Origin of the sequence: Paraburkholderia aspalathi (assembly GCF_900116445.1) — a bacterium.
GTDB classification, from domain to species: Bacteria; Pseudomonadota; Gammaproteobacteria; order Burkholderiales; family Burkholderiaceae; genus Paraburkholderia; species Paraburkholderia aspalathi.
On the sequence record NZ_FPBH01000029.1, the window covers coordinates 37,299 to 57,932 of the forward strand.

The 20,634-nt window shown below is 62.5% G+C and carries 17 protein-coding genes; 10 read left to right on the forward strand and 7 right to left on the reverse strand.

The features are described from left to right. Positions 1-96: 96 nt before the first annotated feature. The 5 genes from BM438_RS33935 to BM438_RS33955 all read left to right on the forward strand — a co-directional run bounded on the left by BM438_RS33935 (position 97) and on the right by BM438_RS33955 (position 5,126). Positions 97-873: an ABC transporter substrate-binding protein gene (locus tag BM438_RS33935; RefSeq protein WP_093643846.1), complete on the forward strand. Its 777-nt coding sequence runs from the start codon at positions 97-99 to the stop codon at positions 871-873. A 280-nt stretch (positions 874-1,153) separates the two neighbouring features. Continuing rightward, entirely contained in the window at positions 1,154-1,843 is a 690-nt protein-coding gene (locus tag BM438_RS33940) for an ABC transporter permease (protein ID WP_093643848.1), read from the forward strand. Continuing rightward, on the forward strand, positions 1,840-2,553 hold the full coding sequence (locus BM438_RS33945; RefSeq protein WP_054035061.1) for an ABC transporter permease: 714 nt from the start codon (positions 1,840-1,842) through the stop codon (positions 2,551-2,553). The genes BM438_RS33940 and BM438_RS33945 overlap by 4 nt, the downstream gene beginning before the upstream one ends. A 49-nt stretch (positions 2,554-2,602) precedes the next feature. After that, a complete protein-coding gene (locus BM438_RS33950; protein WP_093643850.1) occupies positions 2,603-3,382 on the forward strand; it encodes an ABC transporter ATP-binding protein in 780 nt (259 codons plus the stop codon). 592 nt (positions 3,383-3,974) lie between these two features. Beyond that, entirely contained in the window at positions 3,975-5,126 is a 1,152-nt protein-coding gene (locus BM438_RS33955) for a porin (RefSeq protein ID WP_093643852.1), read from the forward strand. Between the two features lie 239 nt (positions 5,127-5,365). Here the strand turns inward: BM438_RS33955 and glnK are convergent, their stop codons facing one another. Together glnK and BM438_RS33965 are read right to left on the reverse strand one after the other, a co-directional pair. Next, positions 5,366-5,704 carry a P-II family nitrogen regulator gene (gene glnK, locus BM438_RS33960; RefSeq protein WP_006048444.1) on the reverse strand — a complete coding sequence of 113 codons (339 nt, stop codon included), beginning with the start codon at positions 5,702-5,704 and terminating at the stop codon, positions 5,366-5,368. Between the two features lie 146 nt (positions 5,705-5,850). After that, on the reverse strand, positions 5,851-7,563 hold the full coding sequence (locus tag BM438_RS33965; protein ID WP_093643855.1) for an NAD+ synthase: 1,713 nt from the start codon (positions 7,561-7,563) through the stop codon (positions 5,851-5,853). Positions 7,564-7,696: 133 nt separating this feature from the next. On the opposite strand from BM438_RS33965, the gene BM438_RS33970 reads away from it, so the two are divergent. Both BM438_RS33970 and BM438_RS33975 read left to right on the forward strand, forming a co-directional pair. Continuing rightward, a complete protein-coding gene (locus BM438_RS33970; protein WP_093643985.1) occupies positions 7,697-8,866 on the forward strand; it encodes a GNAT family N-acetyltransferase in 1,170 nt (389 codons plus the stop codon). Between the two features lie 9 nt (positions 8,867-8,875). After that, positions 8,876-9,208 (forward strand): GIY-YIG nuclease family protein, encoded by a 333-nt coding sequence (locus BM438_RS33975; protein ID WP_093643857.1) that lies wholly within the window; start codon positions 8,876-8,878, stop codon positions 9,206-9,208. Here the strand turns inward: BM438_RS33975 and BM438_RS33980 are convergent. Together BM438_RS33980 and ppa are read right to left on the reverse strand one after the other, a co-directional pair. Further along, on the reverse strand, positions 9,205-11,310 hold the full coding sequence (locus BM438_RS33980; RefSeq protein WP_093643859.1) for an FUSC family protein: 2,106 nt from the start codon (positions 11,308-11,310) through the stop codon (positions 9,205-9,207). The two genes, BM438_RS33975 and BM438_RS33980, sit on opposite strands and share 4 nt — an antisense overlap. 298 nt (positions 11,311-11,608) lie before the next feature. Beyond that, on the reverse strand, positions 11,609-12,136 hold the full coding sequence (gene ppa / locus BM438_RS33985) for an inorganic diphosphatase (protein ID WP_093643862.1): 528 nt from the start codon (positions 12,134-12,136) through the stop codon (positions 11,609-11,611). A 265-nt stretch (positions 12,137-12,401) separates the two neighbouring features. On the opposite strand from ppa, the gene BM438_RS33990 reads away from it, so the two are divergent. From BM438_RS33990 to BM438_RS34000, 3 genes are all read left to right on the forward strand, one after another. Beyond that, on the forward strand, positions 12,402-13,841 hold the full coding sequence (locus BM438_RS33990; protein ID WP_093643864.1) for an aldehyde dehydrogenase family protein: 1,440 nt from the start codon (positions 12,402-12,404) through the stop codon (positions 13,839-13,841). Between the two features lie 79 nt (positions 13,842-13,920). Beyond that, entirely contained in the window at positions 13,921-14,679 is a 759-nt protein-coding gene (locus BM438_RS33995) for an SDR family oxidoreductase (RefSeq protein ID WP_093643867.1), read from the forward strand. Between the two features lie 84 nt (positions 14,680-14,763). Further along, positions 14,764-16,083 (forward strand): MFS transporter, encoded by a 1,320-nt coding sequence (locus BM438_RS34000; protein ID WP_093643869.1) that lies wholly within the window; start codon positions 14,764-14,766, stop codon positions 16,081-16,083. Between the two features lie 177 nt (positions 16,084-16,260). Here BM438_RS34000 and BM438_RS34005 read toward each other — a convergent pair whose 3' ends face one another. The 3 genes from BM438_RS34005 to hemC are packed head-to-tail and all read right to left on the reverse strand — an operon-like array spanning position 16,261 to position 20,479. Beyond that, positions 16,261-17,451, reverse strand: coding sequence for a heme biosynthesis protein HemY (locus BM438_RS34005; RefSeq protein WP_093643871.1), 1,191 nt, complete (start codon positions 17,449-17,451; stop codon positions 16,261-16,263). A 2-nt stretch (positions 17,452-17,453) separates the two neighbouring features. Then, positions 17,454-19,475: a fused uroporphyrinogen-III synthase HemD/membrane protein HemX gene (hemDX, locus tag BM438_RS34010; protein WP_093643873.1), complete on the reverse strand. Its 2,022-nt coding sequence runs from the start codon at positions 19,473-19,475 to the stop codon at positions 17,454-17,456. After that, positions 19,475-20,479, reverse strand: a complete 1,005-nt coding sequence (hemC, locus tag BM438_RS34015; protein WP_093643875.1) for a hydroxymethylbilane synthase — start codon at positions 20,477-20,479, stop codon at positions 19,475-19,477. The genes hemDX and hemC overlap by 1 nt, the downstream gene beginning before the upstream one ends. Between the last annotated feature and the right edge of the window lie 155 nt (positions 20,480-20,634).

Consider the following 20,634-nt stretch of genomic DNA (forward strand, 5'->3'; position numbering starts at 1 on the left):
CGACAATTTTGACCGCCTAGAATAGCGACGGCCGGCCACGAGCCGGCGGTCGTCGAGATCGGCACACCACGACGATCAGTTTGATCCAGGAGAAACATGAAGAAGGCCGCACTGTGCGTGGCGCTTGCGGTCATGGCCACCGGCGCCATGGCGAAAGAGTGGAAAACCGTGCGCATCGGGGTGGACGCCAGCTACCCGCCATTCGAATCGAAGGCGGCCAGCGGCCAGGTCGTCGGCTTCGACGTCGATTTGACGAAAGCGCTGTGCGCAAGAATGAACGTCAAGTGCGTGTGGGTCGAGCAGGACCTGGATGGGATCATCCCCGCGTTGAAGGGCAAGAAGTTCGACGCGATCGTGTCATCGCTGACCGTCACGGACCAGCGCCGCGCACAGATCGATTTCTCCGACACGCTATTCGACGCGCCGGCCCGCATGATCGCCAAAGCCGGCTCGCCGCTGCTGCCCACGGCTGAATCGCTGAAGGGCAAGCATGTCGGCGTCGAGCAGGGTTCGACTCAGGAAGCCTATGCCAAGGCGTACTGGGAGCCCAAAGGCGTGACCGTCGTGTCCTATCAGAATCAGGATCAGGTGTACGCCGACATCGCATCGGGGCGTCTTGACGCAGCGTTGCAGGATGAATTGCAAGCCGACGCCGGGTTCCTGAAGACGCCGCGCGGCAAAGGCTTCGCGTGGGCCGGCCCGGAAGTGAAAGACCCAAAGACGATCGGCGAAGGCACGGCCATCGGCCTGCGCAAGGATGACGTCGCGCTGAAAGCGATGTTCAACCAGGCGTTGGCGCAAGTGCGCGAGGACGGTACGTTCAAAAAGCTGGAAAAGCAGTACTTCGACGTCGATATCTATCCAGGTCGTTGAGTGGAGCATGAACTCGGGGCTCGCCCGCATGGGCTTTCCCGAGGCTTCGTAATACAGTCGCTGATAGCTTCAAAAAGCAGTTTCAGAAGCAGCTTCAACCCCGATTCACAACAAGAATCGAAAAGCGCGCTGCAAGACCGGCAACGGCCATGCAGTCATGATTTGCACAGCGGTGCGCTGTGCGCCGCAGGAAACGGCGAGCTCAGGCTCGCGGCAAACGCGGTGCAGAGCTGGCCGCGTCTTTCGCGGTGCGCCACAAGCGCATCGTCAAGGACCCCATATGTTCCTTCAAGGCTACGGCCCGCTGCTTCTTAACGGCACCTGGCAAACCGTCAAACTGGCGGTGTTGTCGCTGGCGTTCGCTTTCGTGCTGGGCCTGCTCGGCGCAGCGGCGAAGCTGTCGAAAAACCGCTTCTCCTATGGTGCCGGCACCGTCTACACGACCCTCGTGCGGGGCGTGCCCGACCTGGTGCTGATGCTGCTGCTGTTCTACAGCATCCAGATCTGGCTGAATAACCTGACCGACCTGCTCGGCTGGGACCAGATCGACATCGACCCATTCGTGGCCGGCGTCGCGGTGCTGGGCTTCATCTACGGCGCGTACTTCACCGAGACTTTCCGCGGCGCGTTCCTCGCGGTGCCGCGCGGCCAGCTCGAAGCGGGCTCGGCCTACGGCATGACCGGCTGGCAGGTGTTCACGCGGATCATGTTCCCGCAGATGATGCGCTTCGCGCTGCCCGGCATCGGCAACAACTGGCAGGTGATGGTGAAAGCCACGGCGCTGGTGTCGATCATCGGTCTCGCCGATGTCGTCAAGGCCTCGCAGGATGCGGGCAAGGGCACGCTGCGGTTCTTCTTCTTCACCCTGTTCGCAGGGGCGATCTATCTCGTCATCACCACAGTGTCCAACTTCGTGCTGATGTACCTCGAAAAGCGTTACTCGACCGGCGTGCGAAAGGCGGATCTATGATCGAGATCATTCAGGAATACTGGCGCAACTATCTGTATACCGACGGCTACCGCCTCACCGGCGTCGTGATCACGCTGTGGCTGCTGGTGGTGTCGATCGGACTCGGCTTCTGCCTGTCGATTCCGCTCTCGGTCGCGCGCGTGTCGAAGAAGAAATGGCTCGCCGGTCTGGTCTGGCTGTATACGTATGTCTTCCGCGGCACGCCGCTCTACGTGCAACTGCTGCTCTGCTACACCGGCCTGTACAGCCTCGAAATCATCCGCAACCACGAGCTGACCAACGCGTTCTTCCGCGACGGCATGCATTGCACGCTGCTCGCGTTCACGCTGAACACCTGCGCGTACACCACCGAGATTTTCGCGGGCGCGATCAAAGCCACGCCGTATGGCGAGATCGAAGCGGCGCGCGCGTATGGCATGTCGTCGTTCACACTGTACCGGCGAGTGATTCTGCCGTCGGCGCTGCGCCGCGCGTTGCCGTACTACAGCAATGAAGTGATCCTGATGCTGCACGCCACCACCGTCGCGTTCACCGCGACCGTGCCGGACATTCTCAAGATCGCCCGCGACGTGAACTCGGCCACGTACCAATCGTTCAACGCGTTCGGTATCGCCGCCCTGCTCTATCTGTTGATTTCTTTTGCGCTCGTGTGGCTGTTCCGCCGCGCCGAGCGCCGCTGGCTCGCTTACCTGCGGCCGCAAGGCAAGTAAACAAGATGGGCACTACGCCCCCAAGCAAGTAAGCCCGCCAAGGACCCCGATGAACACCAAGAAGCAAAAGCTCTTCGTCGACGAGCTTCACAAACAGTACGGCGACAACGAAGTCCTCAAGGGCGTGTCGCTGAAGGCCAACGCCGGCGACGTGATCAGCGTGATCGGCTCATCCGGTTCGGGCAAGAGCACGATGCTCCGCTGCATCAACTTCCTCGAGCAGCCGAACTCCGGACGCATCTTCGTCGACGGCGAAGAAGTCCGCACGCAGATCGCGAAGAACGGCGCTTTGCGCGTATCCGATCCGAAGCAGTTGCAGCGCGTGCGCACCAGGCTGTCGATGGTGTTCCAGCACTTCAATCTGTGGGCGCATATGAACGTGCTCGAGAACATCATTGAGGCGCCGGTCAACGTGCTGGGCTTAAAGCGCAAAGAAGCCGAAGAGCGCGCGCGTGAATATCTCGAGAAAGTGGGCCTCGCACCTCGTCTCGAGAAACAGTACCCGTCGCATCTGTCGGGCGGTCAGCAGCAACGCGTCGCGATTGCTCGCGCGCTGGCCATGCACCCTGACGTGATGCTGTTCGACGAACCGACTTCGGCGCTCGATCCCGAGCTGGTCGGCGAAGTGCTCAAGGTCATGCAGACGCTCGCCGAAGAAGGCCGCACGATGATCGTCGTCACGCACGAAATGGCGTTCGCGCGCAACGTGTCGAATCACGTGATGTTCCTGCATCAAGGCCGGGTCGAAGAAGAAGGCCATCCGGACGAAGTCTTCAAGAACACGAAGAGCGAACGGCTCAAGCAGTTCCTCTCCGGCAGCCTCAAATAAGACTGCCGTAAAGCCTGGTATTTGGGCTGTAGTCAAAGTAGCATTACAAGGCGCTTACGAGCGCCTTTTTTACTTCGCTCACCTGTGCATTCTGGCCATTCTGGCCTCGAAACTGTGCACGAACCTGCCTCGAACCGCCCTCTTTTCGCCTTACTCTGCCGCATTTGAAGCGTCAATAGTGGCAATCCTTGACGTGGTCCGTCCCAATCCGTGATTCCCTTATGGCATAAGGGTTTCCCGCCTTTTGGGGGATATCGCAACGATTCCTTGCACACATTCGTATTGCAATTTGGAGACACCGGCCCAAGCCGGTACTAATTTCTTCTCCCACTCCAGGGTATTTTTGATAAATTAGTAACCAAAGTAGCAAAACAAAGTTCATTAAAAGTAGTTTCACTTCAAAGCAACAGAGGAGAACCGGTCGGCGAGGGATCGGCATGGCGCGAAGAATAGCCCGCTGAGGCTATCCGTCACGACAGGAGACCCAATCCACCCGCTAATCTCCCTGGTACCGATTTCTGTTCGGCGCGCTTGCGTCCGAACACCATTCGCAGTACTGGGTTTCACTTTTTGACAGGGTATGGAGGAGAAGATGAAGAAAGCTTTGCTCGCCGCTGCGTTGATGACAGCCGGTGTAGTTGCGCACGCCCAAAGCAGCGTAACGCTGTACGGCCGCCTTGACGCCGGCCTGGAATACATGACGGGTGTTCCGCAAGGCACGGGTGCAAACGGCCAGGCAACTGGCAGCACGAACCGTTGGCGCGCGGAAAGCGGCGACTGGGGTACGAGCCTGTGGGGTTTGAAGGGCGTTGAGGACATCGGTGGCGGCAACAAGGTCCTGTTCCAGTTGGAAGGCTCCTTCAACACCATGACGGGTGCAGGCCCTGGCGGCGGCGGTCTCTTCAATCGTTGGGCAACTGTCGGTTTGTCGAACGACCAGTACGGTACGTTCACGATGGGCCGCATGCTCTATATCTCGAACGGCGTGTGGGACTTTGACCCGTTCGGTCAATCGAACTGGTCGTCGGCATCGCTGGTGCGTGGCCGCAACTGGCCGCAATCGAGCAACAACTTCGCGTACCAGTCGCCGAAGATCGCAGGCTTTGACTTCTACGGTCAATACGCTCTGTCGAACGCAACGAGCTGGAACGGTAACGGCACGACGGCTCAAGGTCGCGAAGCAGGCGCACAGGTCACCTACACGAACTCGCTGTTCCAGGTTCGCGGCCTGTACGACGAAATCCGCAACCCGGCTAACGGCAGCCTGTACGGCCCGACCGCCACTGGCGTCAATACGGCCAACATCGGAACTGGCGTGTTCGCGGCATCGCGTGAATACTCGGCTCTCGTGAACGTGTTCCTCGGCCAGTTCAAGATTCAGGCCGCTTACCAGGCTATCCGTTCGGCGGGTGCGACGGGTGTTCTGCCGGGCACGCCGACCACGCTCGACCACGAATGGGGTGGTGTGACGTGGCAAGCAACGCCGGCTGCAGCACTGATCGCAGCGGTCTATCACGTGAACGGCAACAATGGCGCAGGCAATGCGACGATCTACACGATCGGCGGCTCGTACAACCTGTCCAAGCGCACGCTGCTGGATCTGCAGATCGCAACAACGCAAAACAGCAAGACGGCTAACTACGGCCTGAATGCGAATAACTCGGGCACGGCGACCTCAACGGACAACCCGCTGCCGGGTCATAGCCAGACCGGCGTGTACGCAGGTATTCAACACTCGTTCTAATCGAACAGTGTGCCCCGAGGGGATTTCCTTCGGGGTGTAGTCAGAAGTTCTTCAAGAGAATCTTTTTCACGCTGCTGCGAGAGGCGCGTATCGGTGCGATGTCCGAAAGGGTATCGCACCGTTTTTTATTTGCGCGCACGGTTTTGCCACTGCCCCGGCGCACCTGATCGGTGCGTGCGTGCCGCGGATGTCAATACCGGCGCTTTAACTCTGCGTTTCAACAGTACGAGTCGAACCGCTCAAACCGCCGCTTCGTTCTCCTCACCCGTGCGAATCCGGATCACCCGCTCCACGTCCGCGACGAAAATCTTGCCGTCGCCGATCTTGCCGGTGCGCGCCGCGCCGATGATCGCGTCGATCACCTGATCGCACTGGTTGTCCGCGACTACCACTTCGATCTTCACTTTCGGCAGAAAGTCGACCACGTACTCTGCACCACGATAGAGCTCGGTGTGGCCTTTTTGCCGACCGAAGCCTTTGACTTCCGTCACGGTCAACCCCGTGAGGCCGACTTCAGCAAGCGCCTCGCGCACTTCGTCGAGTTTGAACGGTTTGATGACTGCAGTGATGCGCTTCATGGCGGACCTCATCTCGTGATTGGAAGGTTGAAAGGGAAATGGATGATTTTTATTCTACGCCGCGCCGGATGCGTTGCGGCAATCCGGCGCGTGCTTCTGGTCTGCTATGGGGTAAGTCAGTAAGTCCGCAGTCTTTCGCCTGAGACTCACTCCACCGGCTCGGTGTAGCGCGACGTAATCGGATAACGCCAGTCGCGGCCGAACGCGCGATGCGTGACGCGAATGCCGATCGGCGCCTGACGGCGTTTGTATTCGTTGATCTTGATGAGGCGCGTGACGCGCTTTACATCGTCGATCGCGTAACCCGCCGCGATGATTTCGGCGAGCGAGCGATCCTCCTCCATGTACATGCGCATGATCGCGTCGAGCACTTCGTACGGCGGCAAGCTGTCCTGATCGGTCTGGTTGTCGCGCAGCTCGGCCGACGGCGCGCGCGTCAGAATCCGCTCGGGAATCACATCCTGCTTGCTGAACGTGGTGGCCTGATTGCGGTAGTGACACAGCTTGTAGACCAGCGTCTTGGCGATGTCCTTGATCACCGCAAAGCCGCCGGCCATGTCGCCGTACAACGTGCAGTAGCCCACCGCCATCTCGCTCTTGTTGCCGGTGGTCAGCACGATCGAGCCGAACTTGTTCGACAGCGCCATCAGCAAGGTGCCGCGAATGCGCGCCTGAATGTTTTCTTCGGTGGCGTCTTCGGCGCGGCCGGCGAACTCCTCGGCGAGCGAGCCGCGGAACGCGTCGAACATCGGCGCGATCGCGATTTCGTCGTAGCGCACGCCGACGCGGCGCGCCATCTCGGCGGCATCGGTGGTTGAAATGTCGGCGGTGTAGCGCGACGGCATCATCACCGCCCGCACACGGTCCGCGCCCAGCGCGTCGCACGCAACGGCCAGCACCAGCGCCGAATCCACGCCGCCCGACAGTCCGATCAGCGCGCCCGGAAAGCCGTTCTTGTTGATGTAGTCGCGCACGCCCATCACGAGCGCGGCATACACCTGCGCTTCGAGCGAGCGCTCCGGCGCGATCGCCGTGGGCACCGGCTTGCCGCTGTCGAACTCGACAATCGTGTTGCCTTCCTCGAATTGCGCCATCTTCGCGACCAGATCGCCCTTTTCATCGAGTACGAATGAGCCGCCGTCGAACACCAGTTCGTCCTGCGCGCCGACCATGTTCACGTAGACCATGGGCAAGCCGGTCTCGCGAATCCGCGCGCGCAGAATGTCGAAGCGTACCGCTTCCTTGTTCAGGTGATAGGGCGAGCCGTTCGGAATCAGCAGCACTTGCGCGCCCGCCGCCTTCGCCATTTGCGCAGCCGACGCATGCCACGCGTCCTCGCAAATCACTACGCCATACTTCACGCCGTCCAGTTCGAATACGAACGGCTTCGGGTCGGACGCGAAGTAGCGCTTCTCGTCGAACACCTCGGTATTCGGCAAATCCTGCTTGCGATAGGTGCCGACCACTTCCCCGTCGACGATCAGCGAGGCCGCGTTGAAGGTATCCACCGGCGGGACGCCGCGCTCGATCGGCGCGTTTGCATTACCATGGCCGTGCGCCACGCTGTGTGCCACCGCGTGTGTCACATCCCGCAACGGATGGCCGACGATCACATGCAAGCCGGCGAAGGGCTTCAGCTGCGCGGCCAGATCGGCGAGCGCCGCCGCACTCGCGGTGTAGAACGCGGGACGCAGCAGCAAATCTTCGGGCGGATAGCCGGAGAGCGCGAGTTCAGGCGCAATCAGCAGCTTCGCACCATCGTTGTGCGCGGCGCGCGCGGCAGCGACAATCTTCGCGACGTTGCCGGCGAAATCGCCGACGGTGACATTGATTTGAGCAAGAGCGATTCGGGTCTTCATGGCAGGATCGACAGGCAAGCCAGACGGCTTGCGAGTACCGCGGCTGGTTAGCTCGACGGCAACGGACAAATCGGATAAACGAACGACGCACCGCTACATGCTGCGCGTCGCTCATTGGGAACAGTCACACAGATTGAACCAGGAACGCTTTGATTATCGCACGGGCATTCTGGCGTCGCCCTCCGAGGTGGACGCCGCGGAATGGAATGCCCTCCTCGCCCAGCAAGCGCAGCCCACGCCGTTTCTGCGGCACGAGTTCTTGAGCGCACTGCACGCGACCCGTTGCGCGGTCGCCGATACCGGCTGGGCGCCGCAATTCGTCACGCTCACCGACCCGCGCACGGACAAGCTCGCGGCCGCGGCGCCCGTGTATCTGAAGGGTCACTCGTACGGCGAATATGTCTTCGATTGGGCATGGGCCGACGCGTACAAACGCAACGGTCTGCCGTATTATCCGAAGCTGCTGTGCGCGGTGCCGTTCACACCGGTGCAGGGCAACCGGCTGTTATCGGCGGATACGCATGCGCTCAGGCATCTGGCCGCGACGCTGATGGCGTTCGCCGAGCAGGCCGACGTGTCGTCGCTGCACGTGCTGTTTCCGACCGAAACAGAAGCAGGCGCGCTGACCGACATGGGCATGATGCAGCGCGAAGGCGTGCAATTCCACTGGCTGAACGACGGCTATCGCGACTTCGACGATTTCCTCTCCACGCTCGAACAGAAGAAGCGCAAGAACATCCGCGCGGAGCGTCGCAAGGTTCAGGAAGCCGGCGTGACAATGCGCCGGATTCGCGGCGAAGATATCCAGGACGCCGACTGGCGATTCTTCAGCAAGTGTTATCGGCAAACCTACCGCGAGCACTTTTCGAGTCCGTATCTGAACCTCGATTTCTTCCGGATGATCGGCGCGTCGATGCCGGAAAATCTGCTGCTGGTGATCGCCGAATACGAAGGCAAGCCGATCGCCAGCTCGCTCGTGGTCTATCAGCGCGACGGGAAAACCGGCGGCACGCTCTATGGCCGTTACTGGGGCGCGTTGGAACACGTGCCCTGCCTGCACTTCGAAACCGCCTACTACCAGCCGCTCGAATTCTGCATCGAAGAAAAGCTCGGCGCGTTCGAAGGCGGCGCCCAGGGCGAGCATAAAATGGCGCGTGGTTTTTTGCCGACCGTGACGCGCTCAGCGCATTGGCTCGCGCATCCGGCCTTCGCCGATGCGGTCGGCCACTTCCTCGACAACGAAAAGAACAGCATCCACGCGTATGTGGACGAGCTGCGCGAACACAATCCGTTCAAAGGTTGAAGCGTACCCATGGCGTGGTTTCTGTATCTGCTCGAATGCTCGGACGGCAGCGTCTATACCGGCATTGCCACCGATGTGCAGGCGCGCTTCGACAAACATGTGAGCGGTGAAGGCGCGCGCTATACGCGTTCGCGCAAACCGGTGCAGGTGCTGGTGTCGTTTGAGTTGGCCGACCGGTCAAGCGCTTCGCGCGCCGAGTATTGGGTCAAGCGTTTGCCGCCGGCCGAAAAGCGTGCGCTAGGCGCGGGACTGCGTACGCTCGAATCGGTGTTGCCCGTGCCCGAACCAGAGCCAGAGCCAGAGCCAGAGCCGGTTGCCGCAGACGAGCCGCCCTCCACCTAACCCCTCGCTTCACGCATCCGCTCAGTCAGCAGCCGATGCATCAGCGCGATTTCACCCACGGCGTCCGCCTCCAGCGACGTCAACCGCTCCCGTGGAGGAAGGTCGTGCCGGATCGGCCGCAACGTCCGGTTCAAAGCCGCCTCGATGTCGGCACTCGTGGTGTCAATCCACGCGCCGAGTTCATCGTGCATGCTGCGCCGGTTCGTACTCAAGCGCAGTTGCGTCGCCGTTCCCGCCATCTTTCGCAACACGCTCAGCACCGTCAGCGTCACCGTGTCGACCATCGAGTCCTCGAGTTTTTCGAGGCGAATGCGGCCGATGGCCTCCTCGGCGTTATTGCTGCCCAAACCCGCGGCCCGGCGCAGGCGTTCCATGTCCTTCTCGCTTCGGTCCGGCGACTCCAATGCTGCCCTCAGATACGCAAGATTGGCCCGCACCGCGTCGCTCAGATAGGCACGATAGTCGACCTTTTCCCGCGTCGGCCACAGATAGAACGTCGCCAGCAGCGCCAATACACAACCGAGCACGTTGTTGCCGAGCCGCGTCAACGCGAAGGCGAATTCGCTGGCGCCGGGCGTCGCGAAGTCGGTCACGAGCACGAAGGTCGGTGTCAGGAAAAGTACGAAGAGGCTGTAGCTGACGGGACGCAGCGCCATGGTGGCCACCACCAGCGGAAACACCGCCAGTGAAATGCCGAGAGGCGAATGAATCGCATAGCCGATCACGGCCGCCAGCAGGCCGCCGACGATGCTCCCGGCAGCGCGCTCGATACTCCGTGGCCAGGTCGCAGCAATAGACGGTTGCAGAATCAGCAGCGTCGCCATGGTTGCCCAATAGCCGAAGGGCAGCCCGAGCGCCCGGATGACCAGAAAACCCGCCGTGGTCGTGACGCCGACGCGGGCAGCGTGGCGCAAGCCGACCGACTGAACGGAAAAGTTTGCCTTGAGGGTCGACCACGTCCGCGTCAGCAGTCTGGCGGCACTGTCCTGCCACCCGAGCGGATGAGCAGCTGTCGGCGCGAAATCGACCAGTTCGAAATCGAACTTCAATGTCACAGGTTCCATCAGCGCGGATTCGAGTCGCCGCGCCAGGCGTCGCAAACGGAGTTGCAGGTCGGCGAGACGGTTCCATTGGGCTTCGTTGCTGGCCACGCCGATTCTTCGCAGAACCTCGCCCAGCCCGATCAGCAACCGCGCCGCGCGTCTGGTGCGACGTGCGTCTTGCGGGGTTTTTTCGCAGGCGCCGGTGACCGCAATCAGGTACGCAAAGAGCGCTTCACTCTCGGTCAGGAGCGCGAGCAGATTGTCGTAGTCTTCCCGGCCGGCCGTTCGTGAGCCAGGCACGTTCGCCAGCGCCTTGCGCGAGCGCTCCAGCGCAGCGCGTGCATCGGCGCGAAATTTCGCGGCATGCGTGGCCCACTCGCCAGGCGCTGCGCGCGCTTCGAGCAGGCGCGCGCTGTCCAAGGCGATGTCAGCCAGACGCAGATACACCGCACGCAGCGAAGCGCGGCTCGTGCCGAACGGATGAATGCGCCAGACCGTCAAGCTCAGCACAACGGCGAACAGGCATCCGGCCAGATAGACGCCGAGAAACGCCACCCCTTCGCGAAGGTTGTGCATCGGCCGGTCGACCATCACCACGCAGGCGGTCGCCGCGAGAATCGTCACCTGCGACGTCGCGGCGCCCCAGATCCTGCCGAACGCGCCGAGCGTCGTGAATACCAGAATGGCGAGCGCCGCGAACACCGTCCCCTCGCCTGACGCGAAGGCGGTCACGCCGCCGCACACGGTGGACAGCAGCGCGAAGCCCATCATCGAGGCGAAGCGCGCTCGATTCGAGCCGGCTGCATCCGCGAGACAGGTCCAGAAAGCGCCGATCGCAGCCCATGCAAATACCGGGTCGTGCAGCAGATTGCCGAGCACCAGCATGGCGGTGGATGCGCAAGCAGCTCTCAGCCCTTCCGACAGATTGGCCTCGCTCGTTGAAAACGACACCATCCATATCGGCCGTTTGCGGTAGATCGTGGTGACGAGCGCGTACAGGCTCGCATACAGGCGGCTCGGCCAGCGCAACGACGAAGGGTTGGACTTGCGATTCAGCATCCGGACGGTGGGCTTCCAAAAAACGCACGTGGGCGCTACCTCAGCGCATTAATACGCCGACGGCGGAAAACCTGCCGCGGCCGCCGAATGATAAGGGTTAACACTGATCTATAAAAATGCATTCGGTTCATCCATTGGATGCGTTGTGTCTATACGCCGCAACGCCCGGCCAGACACGCGCGCTGACTGCAGGACACGCTGGGCGGGCGCGGAATTTCTGAAAACGCCGCCCATGAAAAAACCGCGTAGCCCTTGCAGGCTCACGCGGTTTTTTCATCAAGCACCGGTGTAACGCAGCTTACTTCTTGTAGTTCGCCACGCCTTCGGTGATTTCCTTGTGCGCGGCTTCGATGCCCGCCCAACCCTCGACCTTCACCCACTTGCCCTTTTCCAGCGCCTTGTATTGCTCGAAGAAGTGCTTGATCTGGTCTTTCAGGTACGCCGGAACGTCGTCGATCGACTTGAGATCAGCGGTCATCGGGCAGACCTTGTCGTGCGCGACGGCAACCAGCTTGGCGTCGACGCCCGATTCGTCAGTCATTTGCAGCATGCCGAGTGCGCGGGCGCGGACCACCGAGCCAGCCAGCAGCGGGAACGGCGTGATCACCAGCACGTCGACCGGATCGCCATCGCCCGACAGCGTTTGCGGAATGTAGCCGTAGTTCGCCGGATAGCGCATGCCCGTGCCGATGAAACGGTCGACGTGCAGCAGACCCGTTTCCTTGTCAGCTTCGTACTTCACCGGATCGCTTTGCGCCGGGATTTCGATGATGACGTTGAAATCTTGCGGAAGGTCTTTGCCTGCGGGGACGTTATTGAAGCTCATGAGCGCTCTCTGATCAGATGGAATTCGGAACACGGCGTGCGGCGCGTGATCTCGAGCGGCGCGAAACTCGCCAGCCCAAGGCGCTACGGCCGGACAGTACGGAATACGCCATTATAGCCAATCGGCCGATGGCACCTCTGGTTGGATCGGCGCGATAATCGTCTGGCGTCGCTCGATTGTGCCTCTCGTTTGTGAACACCGCGTATCTGACCTCGGCCTGAATCACGGCTTGAATCATGGCTGGGTGACACCTCAAGGAGCATGCATGGAAGAAGCCCGGCATTTCATCGGCGGCGAATGGTCCGTCGCATCAGGCGGCGAAACGATCGCCGTGCTCGATCCCTCGGACGGCCAGCCGTTCACCCGGCTGGCCCGCGGCACCGCGGCGGATATCGACGCCGCCGTCAATGCCGCCCGCCGCGCCTTCGAAGGCGCATGGGGCGCAGCGAGCGCCGCCGAACGCGGCCGCGTGCTGTACCGGCTGTCGATGCTGGTGGCCGCCCATCAGGAAGAACTCGCCCAACTCGAAGCCCGCGACACCGGCAAGCCGCTCAAACAGGCGCGCGCCGATTCCGCTGCGCTCACGCGCTATTTCGAGTTTTACGCCGGCGCGGCGGACAAGCTGCACGGCGAAACGCTGCCCTATCAGGCCGGCTACACGGTGCTGACGATCCGCGAGCCGCATGGCGTGACCGGCCACATCGTGCCGTGGAACTACCCGATGCAGATCTTCGGCCGCAGCGTCGGCGCGGCGCTCGCCACCGGCAATGCGTGCGTCGTCAAACCGGCGGAAGACGCGTGCCTCTCGGTCTTGCGCGTCGCCGAACTGGCGGCCGAGGCGGGGTTACCGGCGGGCGCGCTGAATATCGTCACCGGTTACGGGCATGAAGCGGGCGCGGCGCTCGCGCGTCATCCCGGCATCGATCACATCTCATTCACCGGCTCGCCCGAAACTGGGAAGCTCGTCACGCAAATGGCCGCGGAGAACCACGTGCCGGTCACGCTGGAACTGGGCGGTAAATCGCCTCAAATCGTGTTCGCCGATGCGGATCTCGACGCAGCGCTGCCCGTGCTCGTATCGGCGATCGTGCAGAACGCCGGGCAAACCTGCTCGGCAGGCAGCCGCGTGCTGATCGACCGGGCGATTTACGAGCCCTTGCTCGATCGGCTGAGCGGCGCGTTCCATGCGCTGCGGGTCGGACCGTCGCACGCCGATCTCGATTGCGGTCCGCTGATCAATGCCAAGCAGCAACAGCGCGTGTGGGACTTCCTCTCCGACGCACAACACGACGGCATCCCGATGGCGGCGCACGGCGAAGTCATCCCCGAAGCGCCCGAAAGCGGCTTCTATCAGGCGCCCACCCTGCTGCGCGACGTGCCCGCAAGCCACCGCCTCGCGCGCGACGAAGTGTTCGGCCCCGTCCTCGCCGCGATGTCGTTCGCCGACGAAGACGAAGCGCTCTCGCTCGCCAACGGCACGCAGTACGGCCTGGTCGCGGGCATCTGGACGCGCGACGGCGCCCGGCAGATGCGCCTCGCGCGGCGTCTGCGCTCCGGCCAGGTGTTCATCAACAACTATGGCGCGGGCGGCGGCGTCGAATTGCCGTTCGGCGGCGTGAAGCATTCGGGCCATGGACGTGAAAAGGGTTTCGAAGCGCTGTATGGCTTCACAGTGTTAAAAACCATCGCCATTCGTCACGGCTAGGCAGGCATGAGTTCATGCAATTGAGTTCGAAGCGAAGTTAGTCAAAGCATCACCATCCACAACAAACAACGGAGACATCATGCGGTTGACAGGTAAAACGGCCATCGTCACGGGTGGCGGCTCGGGTTTCGGCGAAGGCATCGCGAAGACCTATGCGCGCGAAGGCGCAAACGTGGTGGTCAACGATCTGAACGGCGCCGCGGCTGAACGTGTGGCGAGCGAAATCGCCATCGCCGGCGGCAAGGCGATCGCGGTGGCCGGCAACGTCACGCAACGGGAAGACTGGCAAAAACTGCGCGAGGCCGCGCTCGAAGACTTCGGCAGCGTGCAGATCGTCGTCAACAACGCCGGCACCACGCATCGCAACAAACCGGTGCTCGACGTGACGGAAGCCGAGTTCGACCGCGTCTATGCGGTGAACGTCAAAAGCATCTACTGGAGCGTGCAGGAATTCGTGCCGTATTTCCGCCAGCAAGGCGGCGGCGTGTTCATCAATATCGCGTCGACGGCCGGTGTGCGGCCACGGCCGGGCCTCATCTGGTACAACGGCAGCAAGGGCGCGGTGATCATCGCCAGCAAGTCGCTCGCCGTCGAACTGGGCCCAGACCGCATTCGGGTGAACTGCGTGAACCCCGTGATGGGCGAGACGGCGCTGCTGACCGAATTCATGGGCGTCGAAGATACGCCAGAGAATCGCAAGCGCTTTCTCGCCGGCATTCCGCTCGGGCGTTTCTCGACGCCGCAGGATATCGCCAACGCGGCGCTCTATCTCGCTTCGGACGAGGCCGAGTTCATCACTGGCGTGTGCCTCGAAGTGGACGGCGGGCGCTGCGTGTAAACGCCATGTCAGGCAAACCGTCCAGCACGGCTAGAATCGCGATCGACGGCGGTACTTCATTTCCACAAGAAAAAAGGAGACACCATGGCTAGTCCTGCAAATCCGCTCCACCATCCCGGCGCGGGGGCGCCACCTTCCACGTTCGAGGAGGCGACCTACCGCAAGGTCAGCTGGCGGCTCGCGCCGCTCCTGATGCTCTGCTACGTGGTCGCGTATCTCGACCGCGTCAACGTCGGCTTCGCCAAGCTGCAGATGACCACCGACCTAGGCTTGAGCGACGCGGTCTATGGTTTCGGTGCGGGGATTTTCTTCGTCGGCTATTTCATCTTCGAAATTCCGAGCAACGTGATCCTGCACAAAGTGGGTGCGCGGGTGTGGATCGCGCGAATCATGGTGTCGTGGGGCGTGATCTCAATGCTGACCATGTTCGTCACCACGCCGGCCATGTTCTACGTGATGCGCTTCCTGCTTGGTCTCGCCGAAGCAGGCTTCTTCCCCGGCATCATCCTGTATCTCACGTACTGGTATCCGGCGCACCGCCGTGGCCGCATGACCACCTGGTTCATGACGGCAATCGCCTTGTCCGGCGTGATCGGCGGCCCGGTGTCGGGCTATATCCTGAAGAGCTTCAACGGCATGAACGGCTGGCATGGCTGGCAGTGGCTGTTTCTGCTCGAAGGGATTCCGTCGGTGATCGTCGGGGTCCTGGTGTTCGTGATGCTCGACGACCGCGTCGCGAAGGCGAAGTGGCTCACCGCGGAAGAGAAGGAGCTGCTCGAACGCCAGGTGTCGGCTGAAGAAGCCACCAAGCACGATATGCCGATACGTCAGGTGCTCTCGAGCGGCCGCGTGCTGATGCTGAGCCTCACGTACTTCTCGTTCGTGATGGGCCTCTATGGCGTGAGCTTCTGGCTGCCGACCATCATCAAGGCGACCGGTGTGACGGATGCGTTCATGATCGGCATCCTGTCGGCCATTCCGTTCGCCGCGGCGGTGATCGCGATGGTGTTCGTGTCGCGCAGCGCAGACCGCAAACGCGAGCGCCGCTGGCATATCGCCTTGCCGGCCTTCGCCGGGGCGATCGGCCTCGTGCTCTCCGTGGTGTGGGCGCACAACACGGTGCTGGCGATGGCCTCGCTCACGCTCGCGACCATGGGCATCCTCACCACGCTGCCGCTGTTCTGGAGTTTGCCGACGGCGATCCTCGCCGGCACCGGCGCGGCCGCCGGCATCGCGATGATCAATTCGATCGGCAATCTCGCAGGCTTTCTCAGCCCGTATGCGGTCGGCTGGCTGAAGCAGGCGACTGCCGCGAATGACTCCGGCATGTATATGCTGGCGGCGTTCATGATCCTCGGCGGTCTGCTGGCGATCAGTGTGCCGGCGAAAATGGTGAATAAGTAAGCGCGGCTGACCAGCGATCTCGCGGACGACGTAACGCAGCAACCGCCGCCAACAGTGCTGAGTTACGCGTAACGCGCCACGCTTCAAAGAAAAAGCCCCGGCATCTTCCAATGCCGGGGCTTTTTCATTTGCGTCTACTGCGGCGCGTCTCAACCGCTCGCCGCAGCACTCAACGCATTAAACGATATTCATCGCCAACGCACTCTCGCGATAATGCTCGCTCGCCTTGGCGGAATCGCCGATCTGTTCATGCAAACGCGCCAACGCGCGATGCGAACGAATTTTCAGCGTCTCGTTGTCGGCCAGTTTCAGCGCGCGCTCAAGGAACGATTGCGCCTTGCCCCACAACTGCTGATGCAGGCACAAGCGGCCCAACGCGAACATCAAGTCCGCATCTTCCGGGCGATCCTTCTGCCAGCCTTCGGCCTTCTGGATCAACGGCAACGCGTCTCCCCCAGTCGTGTCCGGATAACGGCGCAGCAGACGCGCGTCCCAGTTCTGCGCCAGCGCTTCTTCGACGATCTTGCGGGCTTCCTGCGGACGATTCAGCGCCACCAGCAGTTCGGCGGCGAGATCGGCGAGACGCGGCGAATGACGTTCCGTAGCCGACAGTGAATTCCACAACTCCAGCAGCGCATCGGCGTTATGACGCCGGTCGCGCAGCAGGTTTTCCGCCGCGAGCTGGCGCAAACGTACCGCCACCGCAGGATGGATCGCTTCGCGTTTTTCCAGCGTCTTGACGAGCTTGAGTACTTCGCCCCAATTCTTCAATTGCTGTTGCGCGCGCAGCGTGATCTGCTGCGCGTGGATCCGCCGTGCGCCCTGCGACTGCATTTCAGTCAGCGCGGCGAGTGCGCCGTCCGCGTCGCGGCCGTCGGCACGCATGTCGGCGGTGGCCATCAGGCGGGCGTCCTGCCAGTCGGCTTCGTCGATCTGGGCGAGCCATTCGTCGCGCCGTGCATATTCATGCATGCGGTGCGCCGCGGTGGCCGCGATCAAACCGGCCGCGCCCTTGTTGTCGCCATTCGTGAGCGAATCTTTCGCGGCTTTTTCAGCGCGCGAGAAACGCCCGGCGTACAGATTGCCGATCGCGTCACGCAATGCAGCGTGCGCCTTCGCGACACGCGAGCGAGCGCGATAGGCCGCCACGCGCTGCGGCATGCGCCAGATGTTGCGAACGATGCGCAGCAGCGCGTACATCAGGATGAACAGCACCACCAGCCCGACCACGAACAGATTCAGCGAGATGTCGACGCGGTACGGCGGATAGACCAGCAGCACCTGCCCCATGTCGAAGCGTCCAACCACCGCCAGCACCACGGCGATAGCGAACAGCAGCGCGAGCCATAGAAGTCCCCGGATTGCCATGATTAACCTCGGCTCCGGTATTGATTGACGGCCTGCAGACTGGTGTTCAAGGTCGGCAGTTCAACCGCGGCCGAACCCGCATCCACCTGCTTGACCAGATCGACCACGGTCTGCGTTTTCTTCGACGTATTGTCGAAGTAACGCGTGAGCGCAGCCTGCGCCGCCTGCAGGTCGGACTTCAGCGTGGTCTGGTTGCGCGAGAGCAGCGCGAGCCGCGCCGACAGCAAACGCAATTTCAGATTCTCGCGCACGAAGTAGCCTTGATCGGGCGTGACGAGCATGGCGTCGGCGTTGTCGATGCGGCGCACCTGCACGAGGCTGGTGAGCTGCTGGCCGATGCCGGTCGTGACTTCACGCCACCACACTTTCCAGCGCGGCTCGCCGGTGGCCGCGGCCACCTTCGCCGTGTCGGCCCACGTGGCGGCCTTTGGCGTGGCGTGAGCAATCGGGGCTTCGCCGGAGAGCGGCAGGCTGTCGACCTGGTCGATCGCGTTGTCGAGCTTGATCGCCATACCGGTCAGATCCGTGGAGGGCGCGGCCTTGAGCTTGTCGATGTCTTGCGCGATTGCCTTGCGTACGGTCACGGCCTGCGGGCTATCCGACGCGGCGAGACGCGTGTCCGCGCTTTGCAGCGCGAACAACGCAAGCTGCGTATTGCCGGTGAGCTGCAATTGCTGGCTCGCGGCCGACAGCATCTGGCCGACTTCAGCCATCGTCCAGTCGTCGCGATTGCGGGCGAGATCGGAGTATTGCTGTTGCAGCGCCTGCTGCGCGGTCTGCGCATCCGCAAGCTTGCCTTCGAGTTGCGCGACCTGCGAGTCGGACTGATGCACCGTGGCCAGCGCCTGATCGGTCTTGACGCGCAAGTCGTTGGTCTGCGCGTCGTTCGCCTGCTGGCGTTGCACGAGCTGCTGCTCGGTGCGCTCTACTTTACGATTGAGCGCGTAGCCGCCTACCCCCGCCGCACAAGCAATGATCACGACGACAAACCACAGCAGCGGTCCGCTCGCGCTGCGGCGCTTTTCCTGCGCTTCGTAGGGCGTGAAGGGTGGATTCGGCGGCAACGCAGTGGTTGCGGCCGGCTGGGGTGAAGCGTTCGTGGATGCGTTCGTTTCAGTCATGCGTGATTTAGCCGGTGAATGAGCCGGGTTGGACGGTACCGGTTGAACAACGGTCGGGACGGCGGCAAGCAAGGCGCGGGCAATACGCTCATCGCCCGCACCGGACACCGTAATGCTATCAAAACCCAATGCCCGCGCGGTCTGCGCGATACGGGGATGCGGCGTGACCAGATTGGCGTGCTTCAGTTGCGTGATTTCGTCGGCGGTCAGATGCTCCTGCGCGAGTTCATGCAGGTTGCGCACGCCCTCCGAGCTGGTGAGCAGCCAGGCGTGCGGCGCGCCGGCCAGCAGCGCGTGCACGCGCGCCCAGCCGCCGATCGACGGTTCCGGCACGAGACGGCGATAGGCCGCGACCGTTTCGACTTCGGCGCCAGCCTCGCGCAAGCGATCGGCGAGCCATTCGCGGCCGCCATCGCCACGCACGATCAGGACGCGCTTGCCTTCGAGGCTCGTCGCGCCGAGCGCGGTATCGATCGCCGCGAACAGGCCTTCGGAATCAAAGCGCGCCGTATCGTCATCGGCTACGGACGGCGGGCTGATGATCGTGTACGCCGGCGCCGCGACGCCGTGGCGCGCCAGCGCCTGCACGCTGCCTGGTCCGACTACGCCGATCGGCAGCGCGTGCGGCCAGATCGCATCGCTTCTGGCAAACGCGTGATCGACCGCGTTGGGCGAGACGAACACCACCAGTGCATAGCGTTCCAGAGAGGCCAGCGCTGCGCGCAACGGCGCCTCGTCGGTGACAGGCGCGATGTCGATCAGCGGAAAGTCGAGCACGGCAACGCCCGCTGCCGCGAGTTGCGCGATTAATTCGTTCGACTGACCGGCCGGTCGCGTAATCACGACCGTGAACGCCGCCTTGTCGACGGATGAGGATGCGTTGCCCGGGATATCGGCCGCCATCACTCGCCGGTCGCCGCGCTGTCCGCCGACCCGGCGGCGGGGCCGCTGGCCGTGCTCAACGCGCGGACGATTTCCATCGCACCTTGCTGCTCGAGCGCGTCCGCCACTTCCTTGCCGAGCGCCACAGCGCGTTCGACCGTGGGCGCCGGCGCCGATGCCTGCGCGCTCAACACACGCTGGCCATCAGGCGTAGCGACGATGCCGCGCAGATGCAGCGCGCCGTCGTGCCAGTGTGCATAGGCCGCGAGCGGCACTTCGCAGCTGCCGCCCAAGGCGCGCGAGACCATCCGCTCTGCTTCGACGGCCGCTGCCGTATGTTCGTGATGCAACGGTGCGAGCCATGCCGCGAGGTCCGCGCGATCGGCGCGAATCTCGATGCCGAGCGCGCCCTGACCGGCTGCGGGCAAGCTGTCTTCCGGATCCAGATTCGCGCGGATGCGCTCGCCCAGACCCAAACGCTTCAAACCGGCAGCCGCCAGAATGATCGCCGCATAGTCGCCGCGATCGAGTTTCGACAGACGGGTGTCCAGATTGCCGCGCAACGGCCGCACCACCAGGTGCGGATAACGCATGCGCAGCATCGCCTCGCGGCGCAGGCTGGAGGTGCCGACCACCGCACCGGCCGGCAGCGCGGCAAGCGAGTCGTACTCGTTCGACACCAGCGCGTCGCGCGGATCTTCGCGCTCCATGATGGTGGAGAGCGCAAAGCCCGCGGGCAGCTCCATGGGCACGTCTTTGAGCGAGTGCACGGCCAGGTCGGCGCGGCCGTCGGCCAGCGCCGCTTCCAGTTCCTTGACGAAGAGGCCCTTACCACCAACCTTCGACAAAGTGCGATCGAGAATTTGATCCCCACGTGTCGTCATTCCGAGGATTTTTACGTCACAAGATGGATATAATTTGTGCAGCGCACATTGCACATGCTCCGCCTGCCACATGGCAAGGCGGCTTTCTCGCGACGCAATCACAAGCGTGTGGGGTGGCGTAGAAAACGTCTCGGTGTTCATTAGCTTGCTGATCGAATGACGGGATGTAATAACAATCAATGTTAGCACGCGCCCTTGTGTCTCCAGGCACAGCGGAGCGCCGCGCTAGCGCGGTATCGATGGAGGAGACGGGCCTCGTAGAGCGCACGCCTGCCTCATCCCAGCCTGTTCAAGCA